Below are 23,494 nucleotides of genomic sequence, written 5' to 3'. Positions count from 1 at the left end.
TGGAGCGCGCTCCAGGTCAAGTCAGCTCGGCCACCAGGTCCGTGGCGATCCGGTGCTCCACCGGCGCCGGGACCGGCTGGACCTCGGCCGCCAGCCCGCCCGCGGCCACCGCCGCCAGGCTGCGGACCTGCAGGGTCAGCCCCAGGTCCATGGCCTGGATCGAGTTGCCGTTCGCCGCGGTCAGGTTGAGCATCCGGCCTCGGTCGAGGACGACGATCTCCCGGCCGTCGGCCAGCACGTGCCCGACCCGGCGACCCGGCGCGCCGTACTCGACCGTGCGGACCGTCGCCGCCCGGAGCGCCGCCGCGTCGATCTCCCACGCGAAGTGCCCGACCCCGGCGATCACCGCGCCGTCGGGCAACGCCGCCAGCTCCGGTGCGCCGACGACGCCGGGAGCGCCGGTCGCCGTGAAGACCGACTGGGCGTCGGACAGGACGTCCGGGGCGGAACCGACGCGGTGACCGTCCAAAATGGCCTGGAGGGCGCGCATCGGGTCGGTGTCGCAGACGGCGACCCGGGCGCCGAGGCGCGAAAGCGTGTCCGCGACGCCTTTGCCGCACGGCCCGTAGCCGAGCACCGCCGCACGCATCCCCGGCACCATCAGGTTGGTGGCGTTGAGGAATCCCTGCACGACGCTCTGGCCGACGCCGAACTCGTTCTCCACCAGCAGCTTCAGCCGCGAGTCGTTGATCACGACGACCGGGTGGCGCACGGACGCCTCCCGCAGCCGCAGGCCGCCGGTGGTGGTCTCTTCGGTGCCGCCGAGGTAGCCCGCGGGCGTGCCGGAGGCCAGCAGTGAGAGCGTGAGGTCGGCGCCGTTGTCGAGCGTGAGGTCCGGCTCGCACTCGAGGACCGCGGCGACGTTCCGGGCGTGCTCGGCGTCGTCGTCGGCGCGCCGGGTGTGCACGACCACGCCGATGTCCCGCAGCGCGTCGGCGACGTCGTCGTGGGTGGTGCCGGGCGACCCGGTCAGCGTGACCTCGACGCCGGCGCCGGCCAGCAGGGTGACCAGGGCCGCGGTCTTGGGTTCGACGTGCAGGCACATCGCCAGCCGCCGCCCGGCGAGCACGGGCGCGACCTCCTCGACGGCGGCCGCGGTCAGCGGCATGTGCTTGAGCGCCCAGTGGGTACTGGCAGACATGACTATCCTTGCGGTTGACGAGAAAAGGGACCCGGAGCGGGGTTCGTCAACCGTAGAAGTCGCAGCGGTAGGAGTGGTCGCCGAAGATCGGCGCCACGAGTCCCCGACCGCTCATGCTGCCAAGCTACCGCACGTCAGGCGTGGTAGTCCTCGAACTCCCAGTGTCCGTACCGGCTCAGCTTCGTGGCGACCTCCGACCAGTCCCGGCCGGTGCACCTCGCGACGAGATCGTCGAAGTAGGCGACGAGCGCGGGCCAGTCGAAGCGGTCGACGATCACGAGGTGACGGCCCGGGAACGGCCCGTTCCGCGCCTGCTCCCGCAGCCAACCCGGGCTGCAGACCTCGAACTGGAACGACTCTTCGCCCTTCTCGCCCGCGGGCCCGGCGATCATCTCGACCAGGAACATGAACCGCTCCGGGTCTTCCGGGACGTACGACTCCGGTTCGATGTCCGGGGTCAGCAGCCAGCGGATCTCCGCGCGGGCCGGGCCGTTCGTCGTCATGCCCCCAGTGTGACGGCCAGGAAGTCCGCCACCTCGGCCGGCTCGCCGGCGCCGGTCGTCACCCGGACGCCCGCCGCGCGCAGGTGGTCCACGAGTTCGCCCGACTTGCGGCCGCCTTCGATCAGGAACGGCGGCGCGCCCGTGCCGGCGTACGTCAGGGGGCTCGCCTCGCGCAGCGTTGCCGGGTTCCGGCCCAACGCCAGCAGGATCGATGCCCTGGTCAGCGGGTCCAGGCCCGCGAAAGCGAACTCGGCGGGGGCGTCCAGGGCGGCCACCGCCTTGACCCCCGGCACCGCGGTCACCCCGAGCAGCGACGCCAGCGTGCCACCCGTTCCCGTGCCCACCGCCGTGACGCGCGCCGGGTCGACGTTCAGTGCCGCCGCGTTGGTCTCGAGGAAACGGACCGCGCACTTCGCATCCGCCAGCGGTGCCGGCCAGCGCGCCGCCGGTGCCAGGCGGTAGTCGATCGAGGCGACCGCGAACCCCCGCGCCGTCAAGGCGTTACGCAGGGGGACCAGCCGCGATCCGGCGAGCAGCGCGCCCGGGCCGGCCGGCTTGCGGTTGCCGAAGACGAGCCCGCCGCCGTGCAGGAAGAGTGCCACCGGGGCGGCGCGGGCGTCCGGGCGCGGGCGGGTGATGTCCATGACCAGGGGGATCCCGTCCGGACGGCAGTACTCGACCGTGCTGCCGTCGAGCAGCGTCGACGTCGTCTTGCCGGTGACGTTGTCGCCCGCCGCGACCGTTCCCGCCGCGCCGGTCGCGAGCACCAGCAGCAGCACGGGGAACAGCACGATCCACGCCGACACGCGCCGCGCGGTCGACGGCCGCGGGTGCGCCCGTCGTCGCGCGACGACCAGGAAGCCGAAGACGGCGATGACCTGCAGCGCGGCCGCGGCGTAGTCGGTGAAGCCGACGACGGTGTCCGCCGGCTGCCAGGGGTCGAGCCGCGTCAGCAGACCCAGCGGCCGGCTCGCCACCCACAACGCGAGGCTCGCGGCCGCGACGAACGCCCCGGCCCGGGCGGTCTTGCGGGTCGGCCAGCCGAGCACCGCGACGAAAGCCACGAACTCGACGGCGGCGAACAGGCCGAACAGCATCGCGTAGAACTGCCAGACCCGCCAGAGCGCGGCCAGCGACGCGGCCGGGATCAGGGCACCGCCGAGGGCGGCGAAAGCGGCCGTGACCAGTACCGGACCGCGTCGCAACGGCGGCGGAAAGGTCGCCGGCGGGCGGTACGCGCTGCGCTGCCCGTCGACGACCTTCATACCGCCAGTGTCACCCCGGCGCCGGGTCCGCCGCCACGGATCAGGCGAACCCGGCGAGCGGGCGCACCTCGATCGGGGCATGGATCGCGGCGGTGACCCGCCCGGCCCACCCGAGCGCGGCGTCGAGATCGGCGGCTTCGATCAAGTAGAAGCCGCCGAGGTGCTCCTTCCCCTCGGAGAAGGGCCCGTCGGTGGTCAGCAGCCCGTCGACGGCCTCGCGGACCACCCGCGCGGCGGCGGGCTCGTCCAGCCGGGCGCTGAAGACCCAGGACCCGGTCGCCTTGAGGTCCCGCTCGACGTCGCCGAGCCGCCGCTGCGTCTCCCGCATGGCCGCCTCGGACGGCGGTTCGCGGACCTCACCCTCGACGCCGTGCACCGACAGCAGGTAGTGCGCCATGACGCTCCTCCTCGCGGGGCGGGCGGGTCCCGCCGCTCGACCCTTGTACGAACGAGCCCGCCCCGGATCGACTACTTGCGCGCGGCCGTGTAGTTCCGGAACAGCAGGTAGGTGTCCAGGATGTCGGACGAAGCGCTCTGGACCGAGCGGTAGATCCCCCACTTGGGGCGCACGTAGTCGCCTTGGTCGGGGATGTTCACGCTCGACATGCTGCCCTGCGCGGCGACGGGCGCGCCCGAGCCGGTGCCGTTGCGGATGACACACGACGCCTTGCCCTTCGAGCCCGGCGTGAACGTCCACTCGATCGTGATCCACTTGTTCCGCAGCGGCGACAGGTCGGTGGCCGCGATGCTCGGCGAACCCGAGTTGGCGTACGCGCGGGCGTTGAGCATTTCCTTGCTGCCGCTGCGGGTCAGGTCGAGCGTCACCCAGGGGCCGCCGTTGGTGGACGGGGTCTTGGTCTGGAAGATGTGGGTGAACTTGCTGGTGCCGTGCAGGGTGCCCGGGATGTACATCTCGTAGGAGAGCGTCCAGGTCTCGCCGTCGTGCATCTTCAGCGTGGAACCACCCTGGACCATGCCCTTGGACTCGGTGCGCTGGCGGTCGCCGCCGCCGGTGGTGTCGCGGTCGTCCTTCCAGATGTTGAAGCGGTAGTGGTCGCCTTCGACCACCACGTACTTGCGGTCGGGGTGGTGGTTGCCGCGGTCGGCCTCGATGCCCTCGAAGGCCTTGAGGCCGTCGGTGGCGGGGTCGGGGTGCCACAGCGGAGCCGCTTGGGCGGGCAGCGCGGTGCACAGCATGATCGGGACGACCAGGGCGAGGGCCATCCTGCGGGAGAATTCCGGCATCGTCGGTGTGTCCTTCCTGACAACGTACGACAGGGGTGCACATCGGCCGGCGGAGGAGCCCCGAACGAGGCTTGGACATCCGATGTCTAGCGTCACGAAGTTAGAAGGACAGCGGCGTCTTTGTCAACGCCTGGCGAGTTGTCGGCACGCTTGGTCGACGATTCATCTGATGGATAAGCGGCCGACATGCCTCAGGCGTAGCACTCCGCCAGCGCGGTGAAAGCCGCCTTCGGTTCCCAGGGCACGCCTTCGTACGTCTCCCCCAAGCCCTCCTCCAGCACCTTCACCACACCCCAGCTCGCCATGTCCAGGTCCGCCCGCGGATCGGCGCGGTGGACCAGCCCGTAACACACGAACGTGCAAGCGAAAGCCGCGTCGACGCCCTCGGTCGTGAAGATCTCCAGCAGCTCGCGGAAGTACCGCGCCTGCTCCTCCTCGTCACGCACGTACGAACCGTCGAGCCGGACCGGGACCGCGCCCTCGTACTCCAGGATTTCGCCGCAGCGGGCGCCGAGGTCGGCCGCGCCGCGGTACGGCGTCACGCCGAACTCCGTGATCGCCACCGGCTTGCCCGACGCCACCAGCGTGCGGACGCCCTCGCGGTACCCGGGGGCGACTTCCTTCGAGCGGTGCGCGTCCACCGAGATGATGTCGAACGGCGCCCAGTCGACCCGCTCCAGCGGGATCGCCGCGTACGTCACGCGGCCGCCGAACCGCTCGCGCACCGCCGCCACCGCGCGGGCCAGGAACTCGTTCACCCGGTCCGGCAGCCCGGCGATGAGCTCACGGGACGCCAGCAACCCGGCCAGCCGTTCCTCGATGCCCTCCCCCGGCAGGAAACCGTGGTTGAACAGGCTCAGCTCGGCGCCGGTGACGACCACGATCTCCGCACCCGCCAGCCGCAATCGTTCGGCTCGCGACGCTCCGTCGGCCAGCATCGCGAGGATCTCCTCCGGGGTGCGGTCCCAGGGGAACGGCGAGAACCACACCTCCAGCCCGAGCGCGGCGGCCTCGCGGGCGGCGTGCTCGATCCGGTCCAGGTCGGTGCCGATCAGCCGGACCGCCGTGCAGTGCAGGTCGTCGCGGATGATCGTCAGTTCGCGGCGGACGAGGTCCGGGTCGAAGGGCCGGTTGAACCCCTCGCCACGCTCGATGCCGGTGTCGTAGCCGATGCCCTTGGCGCGCACGTTTCCTCCGGAAGTTTAGGGTACGGTCCGTACCGTACCCTAAAGTAGTAGACTGCGGCGCATGGACGGGAAGACCCGGCGCCGCGGCGCCGAGCTGGAGGACGCGATCCTGCGCGCCGCCGCGGACGAGCTGGCCGAGACCGGCTACCCCGGCCTGACCATGGAACGGGTCGCGCAGCGGGCCGGCACCAACAAGAACGCGATCTACCGCCGCTGGCCGAACCGTGCCGCGCTCGGTGTCGCCGCCTACCGCCACTTGGCCGAGGACACGCTCAAGCCACCCGACACCGGCGGCCTCCGCGAAGACGCGCTGACCCTGCTGCGGGCGATCAACTGCGGCCAGTCCTCCCCCGCCGCCCGGATCCTCCGCGGTCTCCTGACCGGCGTCGGCGACGAGCCGGAACTCCGGGAACAGCTCCACGAGCAGGCCGCCGAAGGCGCCGCGAAAACCTGGCTCACGATCGTCGATCGGGCCGTCGCACGCGGTGAAGCGCGTCCCGAAGCCCGAAATCCGCGCGTGGCCACCGTGGCGCTTGTGCTGCTCCGCAACGAAATTCTCACGCGCGGACTTACCACAGTGGACGACGACGTGCTCGTCGAGATCGTCGACGAGGTCTACTTGCCGCTGGTCGGCGCGTAGATCGTCAGCCGCAGCGCGGGGTCCTCGTTCGCCTGGAAGGTCGCGTAGTCGAACTCCTCCGGCGCGGGCCGGTACAACGTCTTCCGCCCGGGTCCGATCCGGCCGACGTCGTGGCGGTCCCACCACGGCGCGAAGTCCGGGCAGCCCTCGCGCAGCCGGGCCGCCAGCCCGGTGAACGCCGGGTCGCCGGCCCACAGGTCGTGCGCGGCGCGGAACTGCGCCACCGCGTGCTCGGCCTGCGCGGCCCAGCCGCCGCCGAACAGGCTCCGCGCCCGCTCGTCGAGCAGCAGGTACACCAGTACGTTCCGGTCCGCTTCGGCCAGCACGCCGAAGTCGGTGAACAGGGCGGCCGCCGCGGGGTTCCAGGCCAGCACGTCCCAGCGGCGGCCGGTGACGTAGGCGGGCTGGGCCAGGCCCTCGACGAGCCGCCGGGTGGCCTCGGGCACCCGCTCGCGGTGGAACGCCGTGCGGGCCGGGTTCCGCGCCAGGGCCCGCAGGTGCGCGCGTTCGGCGTCGTCGAGCCGCAGCGCGCTCGCGAGCGCTTCGACCGTCGCGGACGACGGGCTGACCGTGCGGCCCTGTTCGAGCCGGATGTACCAGTCGACGCCGATGCCGGCCAGCTCGGCGACCTCTTCGCGGCGCAGGCCCGGGGTGCGGCGGCGGCGCCGGTCGGGCAGCCCCAGCGCCACCGGGCTCAGCCGCTCGCGCCGGGACCGCAGGAACTCCCCCAGCCCGGCCCGGGTCGCGTCCGGCATGACGGCCTCCGTGGCACTCGGCAGTCCCAGGACAATACCAGGTCTGGCTACCCGTCCCGGTTTCTCCGACGATCACCGCATGAGAGCCGCAGTACTCGAAGAATTCGGCAAGCCGCTGTCCGTGCGCGAACTGCCCGACCCGGTGCTGGGCACCGGGGAAATCCTGGTCGACGTCGTCGCCGCGCCCGTGCTGCCCTACGCGGCGGAGGTGTTCCGCGGCGAGCGCGACTACTTGCTGACGCTGCCGGTCGTGCCCGGCGCCGGCGCGGTCGGGCGGGTGCGCGCGACCGGCCCGGACGCGACCCGCCTGGCCCCCGGCGACTGGGTGCTGTGCGACCCGGTCATCCGCTCCCGCGACGACGCGCTGACCCCGGACATCACCCTCCAGGGCCTGAGCGCCCGCGGTGAAGGCGGGCTCTTCCTGCAGCGCCACTTCGGCCACGGCGCCTACGCCGAGCAGGTCCTCCTCCCGACCGAGAACGCGATCCCGCTCGGGGCGATCGACCCGGGTGACGCGGGCCGCTGGACCGCGCTCGCCCTGTGCCTGGTGCCGTACGGCGGTCTGCTCGCCGCCGACCTGCGTCCCGGCGAGACCGTGCTGGTCAGCGGCGCCACCGGGAACTTCGGCAGCGCGGGTGTCGCGGTCGCGCTCGCCATGGGCGCGGCGTGCGTGGTGGCTCCGGGCCGCGACGAGGCGGCTTTGGCCGACCTGGAACGCCGGTTCGGCGCCCGCGTCCGGACCGTGCGGCTCACCGGCGACGACACCGCCCGCCTGCGCGCGGCGGCGCCCGGGCCGATCGACGTCGTCCTCGACCTGCTGCCGCCGTCGGCGAGCACCGGGCCCGTGCGCGCCGCGGCGATGGCGGTCCGCGAGCGCGGCCGGGTCGTGCTGATGGGCGGCGTCGGCATGCTCGGCGGCGACGACCTCGCCCTGCCCTACCCGTGGCTCATGCGCAACAGCGTCACGGTGCGCGGCCAGTGGCTGCATCCGCGGTCGGCGAACGCGAGCCTGATCGCGCTGGCCCGGGCCGGGTTGCTGGACCTCGGCGGGTTCGCCGTCACGGAGTTCGGTCTCGCCGACATCGCGGGCGCCCTCGACCACGCGGCGAGCGGCCGGACGCGGTTCGCCCTCACGGTGGTCCGTCCTTGAGTAGCTTCGAAGGATGACCCGGCTCGCCCGCCACGACAAGCTCACCGCCGCGCTGGCCGAGGCACCCGACGACGTCCTGGCCGGCGCGCGCCCGCTCGGCACCGGGATCGGCGGGTCGACCTGGCTGCTGACCGTGGCGGGCGAGCCGGTCTTCGTCAAACGGGTCGCGCTGACCGACGTCGAGCTGCGCCACGACGGCTCGACGGCCGACCTCTACGGGCTGCCGCCGTGGTCGCACTACGGGGTCGGCTCGGCGGGCGGCGGAGCCTGGCGCGAACTGGAAGCCCACCGGACGGCGACCGAATGGGTGCGCACCGGCGCGTGCGAGCACTTCCCGCTCCTGCACCACTGGCGGATCCTGCCCGGTCTGCCACGTCCCCGCACCGACATCGAGCGGGACGTCGCGTTCTGGCACGGCGATCCGGGCGTCCGGCGACGGCTCGAAGCCCTCGCCGGCGCCACCACCGACCTCGTGCTGTTCCTCGAACACCTGCCGCACGACCTCGCGCACTGGCTCACCGCCAATCCCGGCGGCCTGGCCCTCGCCCACCGCGACCTGCGCCACATCACGGATTTCCTGGCCGGCCGGGGCGTCCAGCACTTCGACGCGCACTTCGCGAACATCCTCACCGACGGCGACCGGCTCTACCTCACCGACTTCGGGCTGGCCGCGATGCCGGGCTTCGCGCTGTCGGCGGCCGAAGCGGAGTTCCTCGCCGACCACTCCGAGCACGACCGGGCTTACGTGCTGACCCGCCTGCTGAACTGGGCCGTCCGGCACCAGCTCGACGACACCGGCCTTCGCGGCTACACCTCCCTCGCGAAGGTCGTCAACGACTTCTACTTCGCCCTCCACACCGAGAGCCGCCTGACCCCGTACCCGAAGGACGAAATCGCTCAGCAGTCGGAACGCGCCGGCTTGCCCGCGAACCGGTCGCCCAGGTAGGTCACGACGTCGCCGGCGGAGAACGCCAGCGTCGTCACGTGCTCGCCGACGTAGGTGCCCCACGTGACGTCGACCCCGGCCGCGCAGTATTCGCGACGCAGCGTCTCGGCCTGCGACAGCGGGATGATCTCGTCGAGGCTGCCGTGGAACAGGAAGATCGGCGCCCGCGGCGGGCGGGTACCCAGCTCGTTCTCGGCCAGCCGAGCCTGCCACTTCGGGGTCGTCAGCGGGTTCGCCGTCGTGTAGTCGGCGATGTGCCCGAAGGCGTAGCCGAACACGGCCTCGACGCACGCGTCCTGCTGTGTCTCGTACAGCGTGCGCCCGCGGTCGTTGAGGTACGCGGGCAGGTCCAGCTCCGGATAGGCGGCGTCCAGGCCCAGGGCCGAGAGCAGCAGGAAGCCGAACCCGATCCCGCCGTCGAGGCTCTTCGCGACGACGTTCAGGTCCGCGGGCGTCCCCCCGGCCGTGATGCCCGCGACGTGCAGCTCCGGCGCGTACGACGGCGCCAGCTCGCCCGCCCACGCCGCTCCCCCGCCGCCTTGGGAGTAGCCGGAGAACGCGACCGGTCCGCCGGCGGCCAGGCCCGCGGCCGGCAGCCGGGTGGCCGCGCGGGCCGCGTCGATCACCGTGTGGCCCTCGGACCGGCCGACGACGTAGGTGTGCAGGCCGGGCGTGCCGAGGCCCTCGTAGTCGGTGATCGCGACGGCCCAGCCGCGGCTCAGCATCGCGTCGACGAACAGCGGCTTCTCGTAGTCCGGCTGGAACTTCGACGGCGCGCAGCGGTCGCCGATGCCGCGGGTGCCGCTGGCCACCGAGACGATCGGGCGCGGGCCGGCGCCGGTCCACGGCTTCGCCGGCACCAGGACGCGGCCCGACACCGCGATCGGTGTGTCCGTCGCGGACCGCGACCGGTACAGCACCAGGTAGCCCTGGGCACTGCCGGAATCCGGCAGTGGCCGCCACCAGACGACGTCGCCGTCGGCGCCGGCCGGCAGCGGGGTCGGCGGCGTGTAGAAGGCGTCGCCGTCCGGGCCGCGCGGTGGCTCGGCCGCGTTCGCCGGGCCGGCCGTCGTCAATACCAGGAGGATGGCCGGCAGGACCGTCCACAAGCGACGCATGAGAACTCCTCGTCGAGTCCGGCAGGGTCAGAAGGGGTCTTCGGCGATCAGGTGGTCCAAGGCCCGCTCGGCGATCGCGGCGATGGTCATCGACGGGTTGCAAGCGGCGGTCGTGCCGGGCATCAGGGCGCCGTCGAGCACGTAGAGGCCGCGGTGGCCGAGGACGCGGCCTTCGAGGTCGCAGACCGAGCCCATCGCGGCGCCGCCGAGCGGGTGCCAGGTGCTGGGCGCGACGGCCGTCGTGTCGAGCAGGATGCCGAGCGGGCCGGCGATGCGAGAGATGCGTTCGTGGATGCGCGCGCTCAGCTTCGCGTCGGCGTTCGACGGCCAGTGCAGGACGGCGTCGTCCTTCGCCGCGTCGTAGACGAAGCGGCCGCGGCCGGCGCTGATGCCGTACCCGACGAGCATCGTGGTCCGCAGGTCCGGCAGCGGCGGCAGCGACGCCTGGATGACGGTGTTCGCGATCGCCGGGTCGTCCCATTCCTTGCTGCCGTAGACGACCGGGCCGCCCTGGGGTGCGCCGAAGTCGTCGGCGAGGTTCGTCCAGGTGTAGATGCGGTCGCCGTTGGTGCCCCAGCCGGCGCCGAGCGCGTCGGGCAGGTCGGGGATGTCGCCCTTCGCTCCGGCGCGCATCAGCAGCCGGGTCGTGTTCGCCGTGCCGGCCGCCATGACGAGCGCCTTCGCCGTGAGGACCTTCTTCTCCAGCACGGTTCCGGTGGTGTCGATGCGGTCGACGCGGATCTCCCAGCGGCCGTCGGACGCGAGCGCGACGTCGGTGACGTGGTGCAGCGAGGCCACGGTGCAGCAGCCGGTGGCTTCGGCGGCCGCGAGGTAGGTGACGTCGACCGAGTGCTTGCCGCCGTTGTTCACCCCGAGCGCGCAGTCGCCGTTGGTGTAGGACGGTTTCATCTCGCCGTCGAGCTCGCGCAGGGCGTAGTCCCAGTCGATCGGCATCGGGATCTTCTCGACGGCGTAGCCCGCATTGCGCGCGTTGCGGGCGAAGACCCGGGACGCTTGGTACGTCCTGCTTTCGACGAGGGCGTCCGGCGCGGTCTCGATGCCGAGCATGGCGGCGACGCGCGGGTAGTACTCCGCGTCCAGCCGCGCGTAGTCGAGCTGCTCGGGGAAGCAGGCGTGGAAGAGCTCGGCCGTCGGCTGCAGCGTCATGCCCTGGTAGACCAGCGAGCCGCCGCCGACGCCGGCCGCGCACATCATGCTCATGCCCTGGCCGGTGACCTGTTCCAGCAGTCCGGTGTACCGCTCGAACGGCGGCAGCGACGGCAGGCCGGGCAGGGCCGGCGCGGAGCCGAGCCAGAAGATCCGCTTGTCGGGCGCGGTCGGGTGCGGGAACGTCTCGGCGTCCGGCCCGGTCGGCCAGCGACGGCCGCGTTCGAGGACCAGCACCGGCACGCCGGTCTGGGCGAGCCGCAACGCCGTGACCCCACCGCCGAACCCGGAGCCGATGACCACGACCCGGTGCTCCTCCCGCGTGGTCGGGACCCGGCCCGCACCGAGCGCGGCGACGCCGGCGACGGCGGCCGCGCCCCGCAGGACGGTACGGCGGTTCAGGCTGCGCATGGGCGGCTCCTTCGGCATCTTCTACGTCGACGGTGACTGTCGGTGAAGGTAGGACTGCGAACCGAGAGATGGAACGGATTGCCGGTCTCACTACTCGCGAGTAATATCCGCCACCATGCGTGCTGTCCGACCGTCCGCGGCAGTGCCCCGGCGCGTCGACGCCCGCCGCAACCGCGAGGCGATCCTGCGCGCGGCCGACGAAGCCTTCAGCGAAGACGCCGACGTGGCGCTGGACGACGTGGCCCGCCGGGCCGGCCTCGGCCGGGCGACGGTCTACCGGCACTTCCCCGACCGCACGGCGCTGGCCCTCGGCGTCGCGGCCCACCACCTGGCGGCGCTCAAGCTCCAGGTGCGCGGCCGGGAGCCGTTCCGCGAGCTGCTGCGGGTGGTGCTGGCGATGCAGGCCCGGCGACGCCCTCTCGTCCGGCTGTTCCGCGAACTGCCGGAGCGCAGCCAGCGCCAGTACAGCCACGCCCTGGTTTCCTTGCTGCGCCCGGCTTTCGAGGAGGCGCAACGGGAAGGCAGCGTGCGCGCGGACCTGGAGCCCGTGGACCTGGTGCTGCTCTTCGAGATGCACGAAGCGGCGCTGGTTTCGGGACTGACCGCGCGGGAACCGGCGGAACAGGCCGAGCGCCTGGTGCGGGTGTTCCTCGACGGCCTCGCTTGCTCCGAACGTGTGAACACGCTTTCCCGGAACGAAGATCCGCAGGTCGAACCACAGAAAAGTGATTGACCGCCGGAAAGCGTGGGTACTTCCGGGACACGGCACCGGAGCCCGGATCCCAGGTCTCCCCGCACCGGGCCGCACCCTCCGCCCGTGACCGGGTCCGCCCCCGGCACGGCACCGTCACGCACATTTCTCGTCCACCGGAGAACACCATGACCAACGACTCAGGAGCATGGCACGCCAAACTGCAGCGCGAACAGGAAGCCATCGAGCGGAAGCGGGCGCGACAGGCCTCGCGAACGCCGACCGGGGCAGCCGCCGCGCCCCGCTGATCCCACCGTCCACAAAGGATGCCGCGGTGCCCCGGTCGAGGCGCCGCGGCATTCGTCATTCCGGTGGGGTCAGCAGACCTTCCGCGTACTTGCGGAACGCCGCCACGAGCCGGTTGCGCTCGCCCGCGCGCGTCGCCACCGCCACCTGGCTCGGCTCGACACCGGTCAGCGGCACGGTCGTCAGGTCCGGGCGGAAGCCGGTGACGTTCCCCGGTGCCGCCGGGATGATCGCGACCGCCTGACCGCTCGCCACCAGCTCGATCTTGTCCTCGATCGCGTCGATGAGCGGGCCGCCGGGGGCCGGGCGGCCGTCCGGACGCGGGTCGACGCGCCAGAACGCGTCCCACTCCGGGTCGAGGGCGCGCGGCAGCGGCTCGTCGGCGATGTCGTCGAGCGTCACGGATTCCTTGCCCGCCAACCGGTGGTCGGCGGGTAGCAGGACCACGCGGGGCTCGTCGTAGAGGATGGTGACGTGCAGCCCCGCCGCTCGCAGCGGGAGCCGGACGACCGCCGCGTCGACGCGGTGCTCCAGCAGCGCCGCGCGGGCGTCGTCCCAGGCGAGGTGCTGGGCGCGGACGTCGGCGCCGGGGTGGTGGCGGCGCAGCTCGCGCAGCGCCGGCGTGACGATCAGGTTCCCGGTGTAGCCGACGGTGATCCGGCTGGGCCGCGCGACCGACCGCGCGTGGGCCACCGCGTGCGCCGCCGCCCGCAGCAGGTCCGCGGCGAGCGGGAGGAACGCCTCGCCGGCCTCGGTGAGCCGCGTGCCCTGCGGCGTGCGGTCCAGCAGGCGGGCACCGACCTGCTGCTCCAGCCGCACGATCTGCCGGCTCAGCGACGACTGCGTGAGATGCAGCTCAGCGGCGGCGCGGCCGAAGTGCCGGTGCTCGGCGACGACGGCGAAGCCGCGCACCAGGTGCAGATCGAGGTCGGCCATGGTCCCAGCGTAGCGCCATGAGCTGTGGTGATGCACAAACCGCGTCACGTCGTGCGAAACGTTCATTGGACCTGGCGCCCTCGGCGGCCGCACGGTGGAAGGACCACACCGTCTGAGAAGGAGTTCCATGGCGACCTTGGGGCCCGTCGGCGTCTACCTGCCGATTTCGTTCACCCGCACCCCGCCGGCCGAGGACCAGCGCGAGGCCGTGCGACGGCTGGAGCGCGCCGGGTACCGGACCGTCTGGACGAACGAGGTCGTCGGCGGCAAGGACGCCCTCGTCCAGCTGGCCGTGCTGCTGGCGGCGACCGAGCGGCTGACGTTCGGCACCGGCATCGCGAACATCTGGGCCCGCGAGCCGCAGACCCTGCACGCCGCGGCGGCCTTCCTCGCCGACGCGTACCCGGACCGGCTCGTGCTCGGCGTGGGTGTCGGTTACCCGCAGCAGGCCGAGGGCACCGGCCGGGACTTCGGGAGTCCTCTCGCGACGATGCGCGACTACGTGGCACGGATGGACGCGGAGACCTGGCCGCCGGCGCCGGTCGCCGGGTACCCGCGGATCCTCGGCGCGAACGGGCCGAAGATGCTCGCACTGGCGGGGGACATCGCCGACGGCGCGCTGCCGGCCAACCTGCCCCCGGCGTTCACCGCCGAGGCCCGGTCGGTGCTCGGCCCGGACAAGCTGCTCGTCGTCGGCCTGGCGGTGGTCCCCGACGCCGACGCCGATCGCGCGAAGGCGGCGGCGATCGAGAAGATCTCGGGGACGCTGAACCTCCCGCCGTTCTCGAAAGCCCTGCGCCGCTTGGGTTTCGCGCTGGACGACGTGGCCGGGATCGCCGACGCCGTCGTGGCCCACGGCGGGCACGACGCCATCGCGGCCAAGGTCCGCGAGCACCTCGCCGCGGGCGCGGACCACGTCCTGCTGATGCCCCCGACGACCGACGACTTCACCGCCGACGTCGCGGTGCTGGAGGGGCTCGCGCCGGCGTTCGACGGCCTCGGCTGACAGGCGCCGGCCCTCGGCCGGGCTCTTGACCAGTGGGCACGCGGACTTTACAGTCAGCGTGCCCCGCCTGATGTTAACGTTAACATCGCCTGGTCCCCGACGCGCTCCGAAGGATCGACAACGATGAAGTTGTTCTCCCCGCGCCGTTTCGGCGTCGTGCTGGCCGTCGTGGCCGCACTCGTCCCCTTCGGCACCGCCGGTGCCGGTGCCACTCCCCCGGCCAGTACCTCGCCTTCCGTACGAGATGCCGCGAGCACGCTGTCGGTGCCCGGCATCGACGACGTCCGCGGCAACCTGACCCTGCCGACGAGCGGCGCGGGCGGCGCGAGCGTCGCGTGGACGTCGTCCGCTCCGGCCGTCATCACCCCGACCGGCGAGGTCACCCGGCCGCCCACGGGCGCCCGGCCCGCGAAGGTCGTCCTGACCGCGAAGCTCAGCCTCGGCCACGAGAGCACCACGCGGAAGTTCACCGCCACGGTCGTCCCGAAGCCGGCCCCGCAACCCATGGCGGGCTACAGCTTCTTCTACTTCACCGGCGAAGGCACCTCCGACGGCGAGCAGATCTACTCGGCACTGAGCAAGGGCAACGACCCGCTGAACTGGACCGAGCTGAACAACGGCCGTCCGGTGCTCAAGTCCAGCCTCGGCGAGCTGGGCGTGCGCGACCCGTTCATCCTGCGCTCGCCCGACGGCGACAAGTTCTACCTGCTCGCCACCGACCTGCGGATCTACGCCGGCCGCGGCTGGGACGCCGCCCAGCGCTCCGGCAGCCGGTCGATCATGGTCTGGGAGTCCACCGACCTCGCGCACTGGTCGCGCCAGCGCAGCGTCCAGGTCTCACCTCCGACCGCGGGCAACACGTGGGCACCGGAAGCGTCCTGGGACGCCGAGCGCGGGACCTACGTCGTGTACTGGGCCTCGAAGCTGTACGCCGACAACGATCCGAACCACACCGGCGACAGCTACAACCGGATGATGTACGCGACCACGCGCGACTTCGTCACCTTCAGCCCGCCGCAGGTGTGGAACGACCCGGGCTACTCGGTGATCGACTCGACGGTCATCAAGGACCAGGACACCTACTACCGCTTCACCAAGGACGAGCGCAACAACACGTCCTCGACGCCGTGCAGCAAGTTCATCACCGAGGAGAAGTCCGCCGACCTGCTCGACCCGCACTACGGCTTCGTCGCCGACTGCATCGGCAAGGCGACGGCCACCAGCCCCGGGCTCTCCGCCGGCGAAGGGCCCACCGGGTTCAAGTCCAACACCGAGAACAAGTGGTACCTGTTCATCGACGAGTTCGGCGGCCGCGGTTACGTCCCCTTCGAGTCCACCGACCTGAACTCGGGCCGGTGGACGATGTCGGCGGGCGCACACCTGCCCGCGTCGCCGCGGCACGGCACCGTCCTGCCGGTCACGCAGGCGGAGATGGCCCGGCTGAGCGCTCCCCCGGCGCCGGTGCGGGCGGACGCGAACGGCCTCGTCGCGCACTGGCCGCTGGACGCGAAGTCGGGACAGGTCGCGACCGACACCACCGGCCACGGCTACGACGGCGCCCTCGCCGGTGACGTCTCCTGGGCCGACGGCTCGCTGACGTTCGGCGGCGGAGGTGGGCACGTCCAGCTGCCGAACAACCTGCTGACCGGGGCCGCCGCGGCGACCGTGTCCGCCGACGTCCTGGTCGACCCGGCGCAGCAGACGCCGTACTTCCTGTGGGGCCTGGGCAACACCGCGAAGGACGGGGCCGGCGACGGCTACCTGTTCACCACCGGCGGCACCGCGAGCGGCGGCCTGCGCGGCGCGATCGCGACCGGGAACTGGACGACCGAGCAGCAGGTGGCCTCGAGCGGCGGGCTGCCGCGCGGGGTCTGGAAGAACCTGACGCTGACCGTCGGCGACGGAGTGGCGGTGCTGTACCTCGACGGCGTCGAGGTGGGCCGCAACGCCAGCGCCACGATCAAGCCGTCGGACCTCGGCGGCGGCGTCACGGCGGCGAACTACCTCGGCCGCTCGATGTACGCGGGTGACAAGTACTTCCGCGGCAAGATGAAGGACGTGCGGCTCTTCGACCGGGCCCTCACGGGGCTCCAGGTGGCGGCGCTGCCGTCGAACAGCACGACGATCCGGTCGGTGGAGCTGGCTTCGCTGAAGACACCGGCCGTCATCGACACCGGCGCGTCGACCGTCGTGCTGCCGGTGAAGCCGGGAACCGACCTGCGGCGGCTGTCCCCGAAGTTCGGGCTGGCGCCGGGCGCCACGATCAAGCCGGACCCGCGGACGGTGGACCTGAGCCGGCCGCGGCCGTTCACGGTGACCGGCGCCGGCGGTGACCGTCGCGTGTGGACGGTCGAGGCGCACGAGACGCGCAGCCCGGTGCTGCCGGGCTACAACGCCGACCCGAACATCGTCGCGTTCGGCGACACGTACTACCTCTACCCGACGACCGACGGCTTCGACGGCTGGAGCGGCACGAAGTTCTCCGCGTGGTCGTCGAAGAACCTGGTGGACTGGACGAACGACGGCGTCATCCTCGACCTGGGCCCGGACGTGAGCTGGGCGGACAGGAACGCCTGGGCACCGACGATCGCGCAGCGCAACGGGAAGTACTACTTCTACTTCTGCGCCGAGGCCAAGATCGGCGTGGCGGTGAGCGACTCGCCGACCGGCCCGTTCGCCGACTCGGGCAAGCCGCTGATCGCGGCGAACCCGGACGGCGGCCAGGCGATCGACCCGGCGGTGTTCGTCGACTCCTCCGGGCAGCCGTACCTGTACTGGGGCAACGGCAACGCGTACGTGGTGCCGCTGAACGAGGACATGGTCTCGTTCGACCCGGCGAAGATCACTCGTTTGACCGGGCTGGACGATTTCCGCGAAGGCCTGTTCATGGCCGAGCGGAACGGCACGTACTACCTGAGCTGGTCGATCGACGACACCCGCAGCGAGGACTACCGCGTCGGTTACGCGACGGCGCCGTCGCCGACCGGGCCGTTCACCAACCACGGCCTGATCCTCGGCAAGGACGCCCACCTGGGCATCCTCGGCACCGGCCACAGCTCGATGCTGCAGGTGCCGGGCACGGACGACTGGTACCTGGCCTACCACCGCTTCGGCATCCCGGGCGGCGACGGCACCCACCGCGAGACGACCATCGACAAGCTGACCTTCCGGCGCGACGGCACGATCGTCCCGGTGACGCCGACATTGGAAAGCGTGCGGCCGGAGCGGATCCCACGGGTTTGGGTGAAAGAGTGCCGGGGGAAGGTCCGCTACAGCTGAACGCGGTGGTCCCGGGCTTCGCCGTGGCGGTCGCACGGCTGCCCGGGATCCCGCGGGCACAGGACCCACCGCTCCGCCGCGACCACCGAGTACATCCGGTAGGGCGACGCCCCGGTCACGTCTTCGAGGGTCAGTTCCGAAGCTCCGTCGCCGTCGCCGCGGGGATAGCTCGCCAAGGCGCGGTCCAGTGCCTCGCCCGACAGCTCCCGCGCCTCGCCCACCGCGTAGACGGCCCGCCCGTGGTACGGCGCGACCGTGGAGTCGAAGACGACCAGGCTGACCCGCGGGCGCTCGGCGAGGTTGCGCGAGTGGCGGGCACCGGTCTCGGAGACCCACACGAACGTGTGATCATCGGCCGCGGCGAAGTAGACCGGGCACGTCCAGGGACTGCCGTCGTCGTCGGTCGTGCCCAAGGTGAGGTAGGCGTTTTCAGAGATCAGGGCGCGGGCGTGGGCCACGAGGTCGTCGTCTGTCATCAGGCTCACAATTCTGCCACCCGGTCGACGAGATGGAGATCACCAGCGCGCGCGTTTGGCATGGATGAGGCGGGGTAACCGACCGCCGTCCAGGATCTTCAGCTTCTTCCGTGCAGGAGTCGTTTGATGACCAGCGTTCTCGAGAACGCCCGCCCCGTCCCCGCACCGCGCCGCCGACCGGTCGCGCCGGATGCGCTCGCCGAGCTGACCCGGCTGGCCGCGCTCGCGGAGCTCGCCCGGACCTCGTCGCCGTCGCTGATGCACCACGCGATCCTCGCCGGCACCGGCCCCGCGACGGTGGCCGCCGCGGCGAACGTCGACGTCGCCGAGGCCCACGTCCGGTGGCACGCGTGGGCGGAGACCGCGGTGGGCCTCGACGAGTACCTCCGCGTGCACGCCGCCTTCGCCGAAGCCCTCATCACCCGTCACGAAGCCTTCGAGGACGCCCAGTGAAGACCCAGGCCGTGGAGACCCCGGAGACGACTCTCGCCGACCTCGAAGCGCTCGGCGACGCCGCTGCCGAGCTGCTGCAGAAGATCACCGAGGAGCTCGCGACCGCCGCGTCACGGCTCTGAGCCAGCGCGGGCCGCCACCGCCGCCAGACCGCCACGTGCAGGATCACCGCGAGGCTGAGCGCGTTCAACGTCGTGTGGGTGGTCCACCCCGCGACCAGTGACTCCGGCACCCCGGCCCAGCGCGCGAGCAGCGGCAATCCGGCCGCCAGCACCGCGGTCAGCACCGCCACCAGCACCAGCACCAGGCTGCGGCCCGGCAGCGGGGTCAGCCGGATCGCCGGCCACGCCTCGAACAGCATCGCGACGACGAGCACCGACGCGATGGCCGCCCCCGAGACCGGCGCGAGCCGATCCGGCGGCGCCGGCGCGTACGTGATGGCAGCGCAGGCGAGGACCGCACTGTGCGCCATCGCCAGCCGGACCGCGCGGCGCCGGATCCGGGCGAACGGCCAGCCGCGCAACGCCACGTACCAGACCATCTGCCAGGCACCGAGCACCGCGAACCACGCGCCGTAGTCCTCGCCCGGCACCAGGCCGGTCCGGACGAGGCCGAGGTACACCGCCAGTCCCGCGACCCAGCACACCGCCAGGGCCGCGACGCCGGGCCAGTGCGTGCCGCGTCCCCGCAGTGGCCAACCCTCCCCGACCAGCGTCAGCTGGAGCATCAGCGTGAAGATGCCCGCGGCCAGGGGCACCGCCGCCGTCCCGGTGACGGCCCGGCCGAGCAGCGTCAGCGCCGCTCCCCCGGCCACGACGAGCGCCGTGTCGGACAGGCCGGACCAGCCGCCGCGCAGCAGGCTGCCCGGCCAGTCCTCCCACCAGAACGCGATCATCGCGACGATCGGCAGCGCGAACGTCACCGGCGGCCCGAGCACCTCCAGCGAGCGGGCCGGGCCGCCCGCGCCCACCGCGAGCAGCGCGGCCACCGGCAGGACGAACGCCAGCCCGACGAGCGCCCGGCGAGGCTGGTTGCGCCGGGCATCGGCCAAGGCCTCGGGCGTGAGCGCGTCCGGCTTGCCGACCGCCGGGCGATCGTCCGCGAGCTGCCTAGAGGACGTCATCGAGGCGGATCGGCAGCCGGTGGTGACGCTTCCCGGTCGCGTGGTGGACGGCGTTCGCCACGGCCGCCGCGACGCCGACCATCGCGACCTCGCCGAGCCCCTTCACCCCGACCGGGTTGAACAGCAGGTCCGGCTCGTCCACGAACCCGACGTCGATGCGGTGGACGTCGGCGTTGACCATGATCGGGTACTCCTCGAGCGTCGCGTTGAGGAAGCCGCCGAACCGGTCGTCGGCCAGGCTTTCCTCGCGCAGCGCGCCGCCGATGCCCCACACCACGCCGCCGCGCACCTGGCTCGCCGCGGTCACCGGGCTGGCCACCCGGCCGCAGTCGACGACGCTGACCACGCGCGGCACGCGGATCCGGCACGTCGTCGGCTCCACGCGGACCTCGACGAAGTGGGCGACCCAGCTGAACGTGCTGAACTCGGGGAACACCGGGCCGGAGATGGCCAGGTGCCCGGATTTCGCCTGGTCGAGCGCCTCGGGCGGCTGGCCGGGGCCGAGCGCGCCGGCCTCGGCCTCGACCGGGCGCCCGGCGCGCTCGACGGCCGCGGCGACGTCGACGTCACCGGTGCCGGCGGCGTTCAGGTGCTTGCGCAGCTCCCGCAGCCCGGAGTGGACGGCCGGCAGGGCGGACGCCGTCCCCCATGACCCCGCGGTGAGGTGCTGCGCCGCGAACCGGGTGTCGCCGACGCGCACTTCGACGTCGCGCACCGGGATACCGAGGTCCCTGGACACGAGCAGCGCGACCGCCGAACGGATGCCCTGGCCCATTTCGTGGCCGTCGACGCCGACGGTCACGCGCCCGTCCGCGCCGGCGGTCAGGTGCGCGACGGCGGGCACGATGCTGCCCGGGTAGGTGCCCGCGGCCACACCCCAGCCGATCAGCGACCCGTCGTCGGCGCGCATCGAGCGAGGCTCCGGGTTCCGGTCCGCCCAGCCGAACTCTTCGGCGCCGCGGCGGAGGCATTCGGCGAGGAACCGGGTGGAGAACGGCCGCCCGGTGACCGGGTCGGTCATCGTGTCGTTGGCCAGCCGCAGCGCGACCGGGTCCCGGCCGGTGGCGTACGCCAGCTCGTCGACGGCCGACTCGAAAGCGAAGGCCGCCGAGCTTTCGAACGGCGCCCGCATGTACCCCGGCGTCTGGACGTCGGTCTGCACGAGCCGGTGCCGGCCGCGGAACGCCGGGAAGCCGTAGAGCCGCGACGTGATCTCGGTGTGCATCGCCGGGAACAGGTCGTGCCGGGACGTCTGCTGGTCGACCTCGTGGACGGCGGCGAGGATCTTGCCGGACGCGTCCGCGCCGAGGCGGACGCGGTGGCGGGTGGCCGGGCGGAAGCTCCCGTTGTGGAACGTCTGGGTCCGGGCCAGCACGAGCTTGACCGGCCGGCCGAGCCGCCGCGCCACCAGGGCGAGCGGGCCGAGGTGGGGCTGCAGCGAGTTCTTCTGGCCGAAGCCGCCACCGACGTACGGCGAGCGCACCTCGATGTCCGCCGCGTCGATGCCCAGCTGTTCGGCGAGCCCGTGCCGGAGGGCGGCCGCGTTCTGGGTGCCTTCGTGCACGACGAGCGTGTCGCCCCGCCACTCGACGACGGCGCCGTTCAGCTCCATCGGCACGGCGTGCTGCGCCGCGTACTCGTAGGTGCTGTCGATCCGGACCGGGCTCGCGTCGACCGCCGCGTCGGCGTCGCCGACCTTGATGTCGGCCAGGAACGGCAGCGGAATCGCTTCTTCTTGGACGAGGGTGGTCGCGCCCTCCGCGTCGAGGTGGACCGCGAACGCCTCGGTGTCGTACTCGGCCGTGACGAGCTCGGCCGCCTCGGTCGCGGCGACCAGCGTCTCCGCGACGACGAGGGCGATCGGCTGGCCGCGGTAGGCGATGTGGTCGTCCAGCAGCGGCTGCAGGCTCTGGAAGGAGAACCCGCCGCCCATGATGAACCCGGCGCCGCGCAGCTCGTCGGCGTCGAAACGGGTGACGGCGAGCAGGACGCCCGGCACGGCCTCCGCCGCCGTGGTGTCCACATGGGACACCCGGCCGCGGCCGATGCGGGCCACGGCGAGGGTCGCGTAGGCGACGCCCTCGGGAACGCGGTCGGTCCCGTAGGCGGCTTTGCCGGTCACCTTTTCGTAGGCGTCCACACGGCGCGTGTCGGTCATCGTGCGGCCCTCTCCCCGGCCATGAGCACGGCGTCGGCGACGGTGCGGATGCCCAGCTCGACCCGGAATCCGTTGTGGGTGCCCGGCCGCGCGCCGGCGAACGCGACTTCCCCGGCGTGGCGGGCGGCTTCGGGCGTCAACGGTGCTCCCCGCAGGGTCCGTTCGGCGTCTTCGGCCCGCCACGGCCGGGTGGCGACGCCGCCGAGCGCGATCCGGCAGTCCCCGACCACGCCGTCCTCGACGGTCACCGCGACCGCGGCCGAGGCGAGCGCGAAGGCGTAGGACTCGCGGTCGCGGATCTTCAGGTAGGTGGAGCCGCGACCGGCGGGCGTCACGGGGACGCGGATGCGCAGGATCAGCTCACCGGGGTCGAGGGTGTGCTCGCGCGTCGGGTCGTCCCCCGGTTCGACGTGCAGCTCCGCCAGGGAAACCGTGCGCTCCCCGCGGGGCCCGACGACGTCGACGACCGCGTCGAAGGCGAGCAGCGCGATCGCCCAGTCGCCGGGGTAGGTCGCGATGCACGCGTCGCTCGTGCCGAGCAGCGCGTGGGTGCGGTCGTGGCCTTCTCTCGCGGCGCAGCCACTGCCGGGTTCGCGCTTGTTGCAGGGGAACTCCGGGCCGCCGCGGAAGTAGCCGCAGCGGGTGCGCTGCAACAGGTTCCCGCCGACGCTGGCCATGTTGCGCAGCTGCTGGGACGCGGCCCGCCAGAGCGACTCGGACAGGGCCGGGTACTCGTCGCGGACGACCGGATGGTCGGCGACGTCGGCCATCCGGGCGCCGGCGCCGAAGACCAGCTCGTCCGGGCGGGTCTCGATGGTGGCCAGCTCGGGCAGCCGGTGCACGTCGACGACGGCGGGCGGGGTCTCGATGCCGAGCTTCATGAGGTCGTAGAGCGTCGTGCCGCCGGCGAGGACCTTGGTGCCGGGCGCGGCGTCGCGGAGGGCGTCGACGGCGTCGGCGAGGGTGCCGGGCGCGACGTAGGCGAAGGAACGCATCAGCCCTCCTTTGCTTCGGCGGCCTGCCGGACGGCGGCGACGATGCCGGCGTAGGCGCCGCAGCGGCAGAGGTTGCCGCTCAGGTATTCGCGGATCTGGTCGTCGTCGGCCGTGTGGCCCTCGGCGATGCAGGCGAGACCGGACATGATCTGGCCGGGCGTGCAGTAGCCGCACTGCAGCGCGTCGTGGTCGACGAAGGCCTGCTGCAGCGGGTGCAGCGCGCCGCCGGGGCCGGCGACGCCCTCGATGGTGGTGACAGTCAGCCCGGCGGCCTGCACGGCGGGGGTCAGGCAGGAGACCACGCGCCGCCCATTGAGGTGCACGGTGCAGGCGCCGCAGTGGCCCTGGTCGCAGCCCTTCTTGGTGCCGGTGAGGCCGAGCCGTTCCCGCAGCACGTCGAGCAGCGACTCCCGCGGATCCAGCTCGAGCCGGACGGCCTCGCCGTTCACGGTCGCTTCGACGGTGGTTTCTGGAGTGGACACGCGGCGACGCTAACCCCGCGCGGGGTGGTGCCGCTTTCCCGTGGTTGCTGCCGGGGCCGTC

General features: G+C 72.7%; 22 protein-coding genes. 7 read left to right on the top strand and 15 right to left on the bottom strand.

Translation table 11 applies throughout. The features are described 5' to 3' along the window. Positions 1-16 precede the first annotated feature (16 nt). The 6 genes from AA23TX_RS15780 to AA23TX_RS15755 form a co-directional block, all read right to left on the bottom strand. Positions 17-1,141 carry an adenosylhomocysteinase gene (locus tag AA23TX_RS15780; protein ID WP_155543272.1) on the bottom strand — a complete coding sequence of 375 codons (1,125 nt, stop codon included), beginning with the start codon at positions 1,139-1,141 and terminating at the stop codon, positions 17-19. A gap of 134 nt (positions 1,142-1,275) precedes the next feature. Then, positions 1,276-1,644 (bottom strand): immunity 8 family protein, encoded by a 369-nt coding sequence (locus AA23TX_RS15775; RefSeq protein ID WP_155543271.1) that lies wholly within the window; start codon positions 1,642-1,644, stop codon positions 1,276-1,278. Continuing rightward, positions 1,641-2,909 (bottom strand): alpha/beta hydrolase, encoded by a 1,269-nt coding sequence (locus tag AA23TX_RS15770; protein ID WP_155543270.1) that lies wholly within the window; start codon positions 2,907-2,909, stop codon positions 1,641-1,643. Before AA23TX_RS15770 ends, AA23TX_RS15775 begins: the two co-directional genes overlap by 4 nt. A gap of 40 nt (positions 2,910-2,949) precedes the next feature. Further along, entirely contained in the window at positions 2,950-3,306 is a 357-nt protein-coding gene (locus AA23TX_RS15765; protein WP_230862509.1) for a YciI family protein, read from the bottom strand. Between the two features lie 71 nt (positions 3,307-3,377). Then, the gene (locus AA23TX_RS15760; RefSeq protein WP_155543269.1) at positions 3,378-4,154 is read right to left on the bottom strand and encodes a hypothetical protein; all 777 of its coding nucleotides are present in this window, start codon (positions 4,152-4,154) and stop codon (positions 3,378-3,380) included. A 191-nt stretch (positions 4,155-4,345) separates the two neighbouring features. Next, on the bottom strand, positions 4,346-5,341 hold the full coding sequence (locus tag AA23TX_RS15755; RefSeq protein ID WP_155543268.1) for a glycoside hydrolase family 113 protein: 996 nt from the start codon (positions 5,339-5,341) through the stop codon (positions 4,346-4,348). A 61-nt stretch (positions 5,342-5,402) separates the two neighbouring features. Here AA23TX_RS15755 and AA23TX_RS15750 point away from each other — a divergent pair, with 61 nt between their 5' ends. After that, positions 5,403-5,981, top strand: a complete 579-nt coding sequence (locus AA23TX_RS15750; RefSeq protein WP_155543267.1) for a TetR/AcrR family transcriptional regulator — start codon at positions 5,403-5,405, stop codon at positions 5,979-5,981. On the opposite strand, the gene AA23TX_RS15745 is transcribed toward AA23TX_RS15750, so the two are convergent. Next, complete coding sequence (locus tag AA23TX_RS15745) at positions 5,957-6,736, bottom strand: helix-turn-helix transcriptional regulator (RefSeq protein WP_155543266.1); 780 nt, start codon at positions 6,734-6,736, stop codon at positions 5,957-5,959. The two genes, AA23TX_RS15750 and AA23TX_RS15745, sit on opposite strands and share 25 nt — an antisense overlap. A 79-nt stretch (positions 6,737-6,815) precedes the next feature. On the opposite strand from AA23TX_RS15745, the gene AA23TX_RS15740 reads away from it, so the two are divergent. Further along, positions 6,816-7,886: an alcohol dehydrogenase catalytic domain-containing protein gene (locus AA23TX_RS15740; RefSeq protein ID WP_155543265.1), complete on the top strand. Its 1,071-nt coding sequence runs from the start codon at positions 6,816-6,818 to the stop codon at positions 7,884-7,886. A gap of 13 nt (positions 7,887-7,899) precedes the next feature. Continuing rightward, positions 7,900-8,832, top strand: coding sequence for a protein kinase family protein (locus tag AA23TX_RS15735; RefSeq protein WP_155543264.1), 933 nt, complete (start codon positions 7,900-7,902; stop codon positions 8,830-8,832). Here AA23TX_RS15735 and AA23TX_RS15730 read toward each other — a convergent pair. After that, positions 8,784-9,950, bottom strand: a complete 1,167-nt coding sequence (locus tag AA23TX_RS15730) for a lipase family protein (protein WP_155543263.1) — start codon at positions 9,948-9,950, stop codon at positions 8,784-8,786. The genes AA23TX_RS15735 and AA23TX_RS15730 overlap by 49 nt on opposite strands. Before the next feature lie 27 nt (positions 9,951-9,977). Next, positions 9,978-11,528 carry a GMC oxidoreductase gene (locus tag AA23TX_RS15725; RefSeq protein WP_155543262.1) on the bottom strand — a complete coding sequence of 517 codons (1,551 nt, stop codon included), beginning with the start codon at positions 11,526-11,528 and terminating at the stop codon, positions 9,978-9,980. 115 nt (positions 11,529-11,643) lie between these two features. Here AA23TX_RS15725 and AA23TX_RS15720 point away from each other — a divergent pair, with 115 nt between their 5' ends. Further along, positions 11,644-12,261: a TetR family transcriptional regulator gene (locus AA23TX_RS15720; protein ID WP_155543261.1), complete on the top strand. Its 618-nt coding sequence runs from the start codon at positions 11,644-11,646 to the stop codon at positions 12,259-12,261. A gap of 321 nt (positions 12,262-12,582) precedes the next feature. Here AA23TX_RS15720 and AA23TX_RS15715 read toward each other — a convergent pair whose 3' ends face one another. Continuing rightward, on the bottom strand, positions 12,583-13,461 hold the full coding sequence (locus AA23TX_RS15715; protein WP_155543260.1) for a LysR family transcriptional regulator: 879 nt from the start codon (positions 13,459-13,461) through the stop codon (positions 12,583-12,585). Positions 13,462-13,588: 127 nt separating this feature from the next. On the opposite strand from AA23TX_RS15715, the gene AA23TX_RS15710 reads away from it, so the two are divergent. Both AA23TX_RS15710 and AA23TX_RS15705 read left to right on the top strand, forming a co-directional pair. Continuing rightward, on the top strand, positions 13,589-14,467 hold the full coding sequence (locus AA23TX_RS15710; protein WP_155543259.1) for a TIGR03620 family F420-dependent LLM class oxidoreductase: 879 nt from the start codon (positions 13,589-13,591) through the stop codon (positions 14,465-14,467). A gap of 123 nt (positions 14,468-14,590) precedes the next feature. Continuing rightward, entirely contained in the window at positions 14,591-17,746 is a 3,156-nt protein-coding gene (locus AA23TX_RS15705; RefSeq protein ID WP_155543258.1) for a family 43 glycosylhydrolase, read from the top strand. On the opposite strand, the gene AA23TX_RS15700 is transcribed toward AA23TX_RS15705, so the two are convergent. Next, complete coding sequence (locus tag AA23TX_RS15700) at positions 17,737-18,222, bottom strand: pyridoxamine 5'-phosphate oxidase family protein (protein ID WP_155543257.1); 486 nt, start codon at positions 18,220-18,222, stop codon at positions 17,737-17,739. The genes AA23TX_RS15705 and AA23TX_RS15700 overlap by 10 nt on opposite strands. A 126-nt stretch (positions 18,223-18,348) precedes the next feature. Here AA23TX_RS15700 and AA23TX_RS15695 point away from each other — a divergent pair, with 126 nt between their 5' ends. After that, on the top strand, positions 18,349-18,675 hold the full coding sequence (locus AA23TX_RS15695; protein WP_155543256.1) for a hypothetical protein: 327 nt from the start codon (positions 18,349-18,351) through the stop codon (positions 18,673-18,675). On the opposite strand, the gene AA23TX_RS15690 is transcribed toward AA23TX_RS15695, so the two are convergent. The 4 genes from AA23TX_RS15690 to AA23TX_RS15675 are packed head-to-tail and all read right to left on the bottom strand — an operon-like array spanning position 18,641 to position 23,433. Beyond that, positions 18,641-19,798 (bottom strand): hypothetical protein, encoded by a 1,158-nt coding sequence (locus tag AA23TX_RS15690; RefSeq protein WP_230862508.1) that lies wholly within the window; start codon positions 19,796-19,798, stop codon positions 18,641-18,643. The genes AA23TX_RS15695 and AA23TX_RS15690 overlap by 35 nt on opposite strands. After that, positions 19,785-21,956 (bottom strand): xanthine dehydrogenase family protein molybdopterin-binding subunit, encoded by a 2,172-nt coding sequence (locus AA23TX_RS15685; RefSeq protein WP_155543255.1) that lies wholly within the window; start codon positions 21,954-21,956, stop codon positions 19,785-19,787. Before AA23TX_RS15685 ends, AA23TX_RS15690 begins: the two co-directional genes overlap by 14 nt. After that, complete coding sequence (locus tag AA23TX_RS15680) at positions 21,953-22,951, bottom strand: FAD binding domain-containing protein (RefSeq protein WP_155543254.1); 999 nt, start codon at positions 22,949-22,951, stop codon at positions 21,953-21,955. Before AA23TX_RS15680 ends, AA23TX_RS15685 begins: the two co-directional genes overlap by 4 nt. Next, positions 22,951-23,433, bottom strand: coding sequence for a (2Fe-2S)-binding protein (locus tag AA23TX_RS15675; RefSeq protein WP_155543253.1), 483 nt, complete (start codon positions 23,431-23,433; stop codon positions 22,951-22,953). The genes AA23TX_RS15680 and AA23TX_RS15675 overlap by 1 nt, the downstream gene beginning before the upstream one ends. Positions 23,434-23,494: the final 61 nt, after the last annotated feature.

Origin of the sequence: Amycolatopsis camponoti (assembly GCF_902497555.1) — a bacterium.
In the GTDB taxonomy this organism is placed as follows: Bacteria; Actinomycetota; Actinomycetes; order Mycobacteriales; family Pseudonocardiaceae; genus Amycolatopsis; species Amycolatopsis camponoti.
This window is presented reverse-complemented; position numbering and strand designations above follow the sequence as displayed.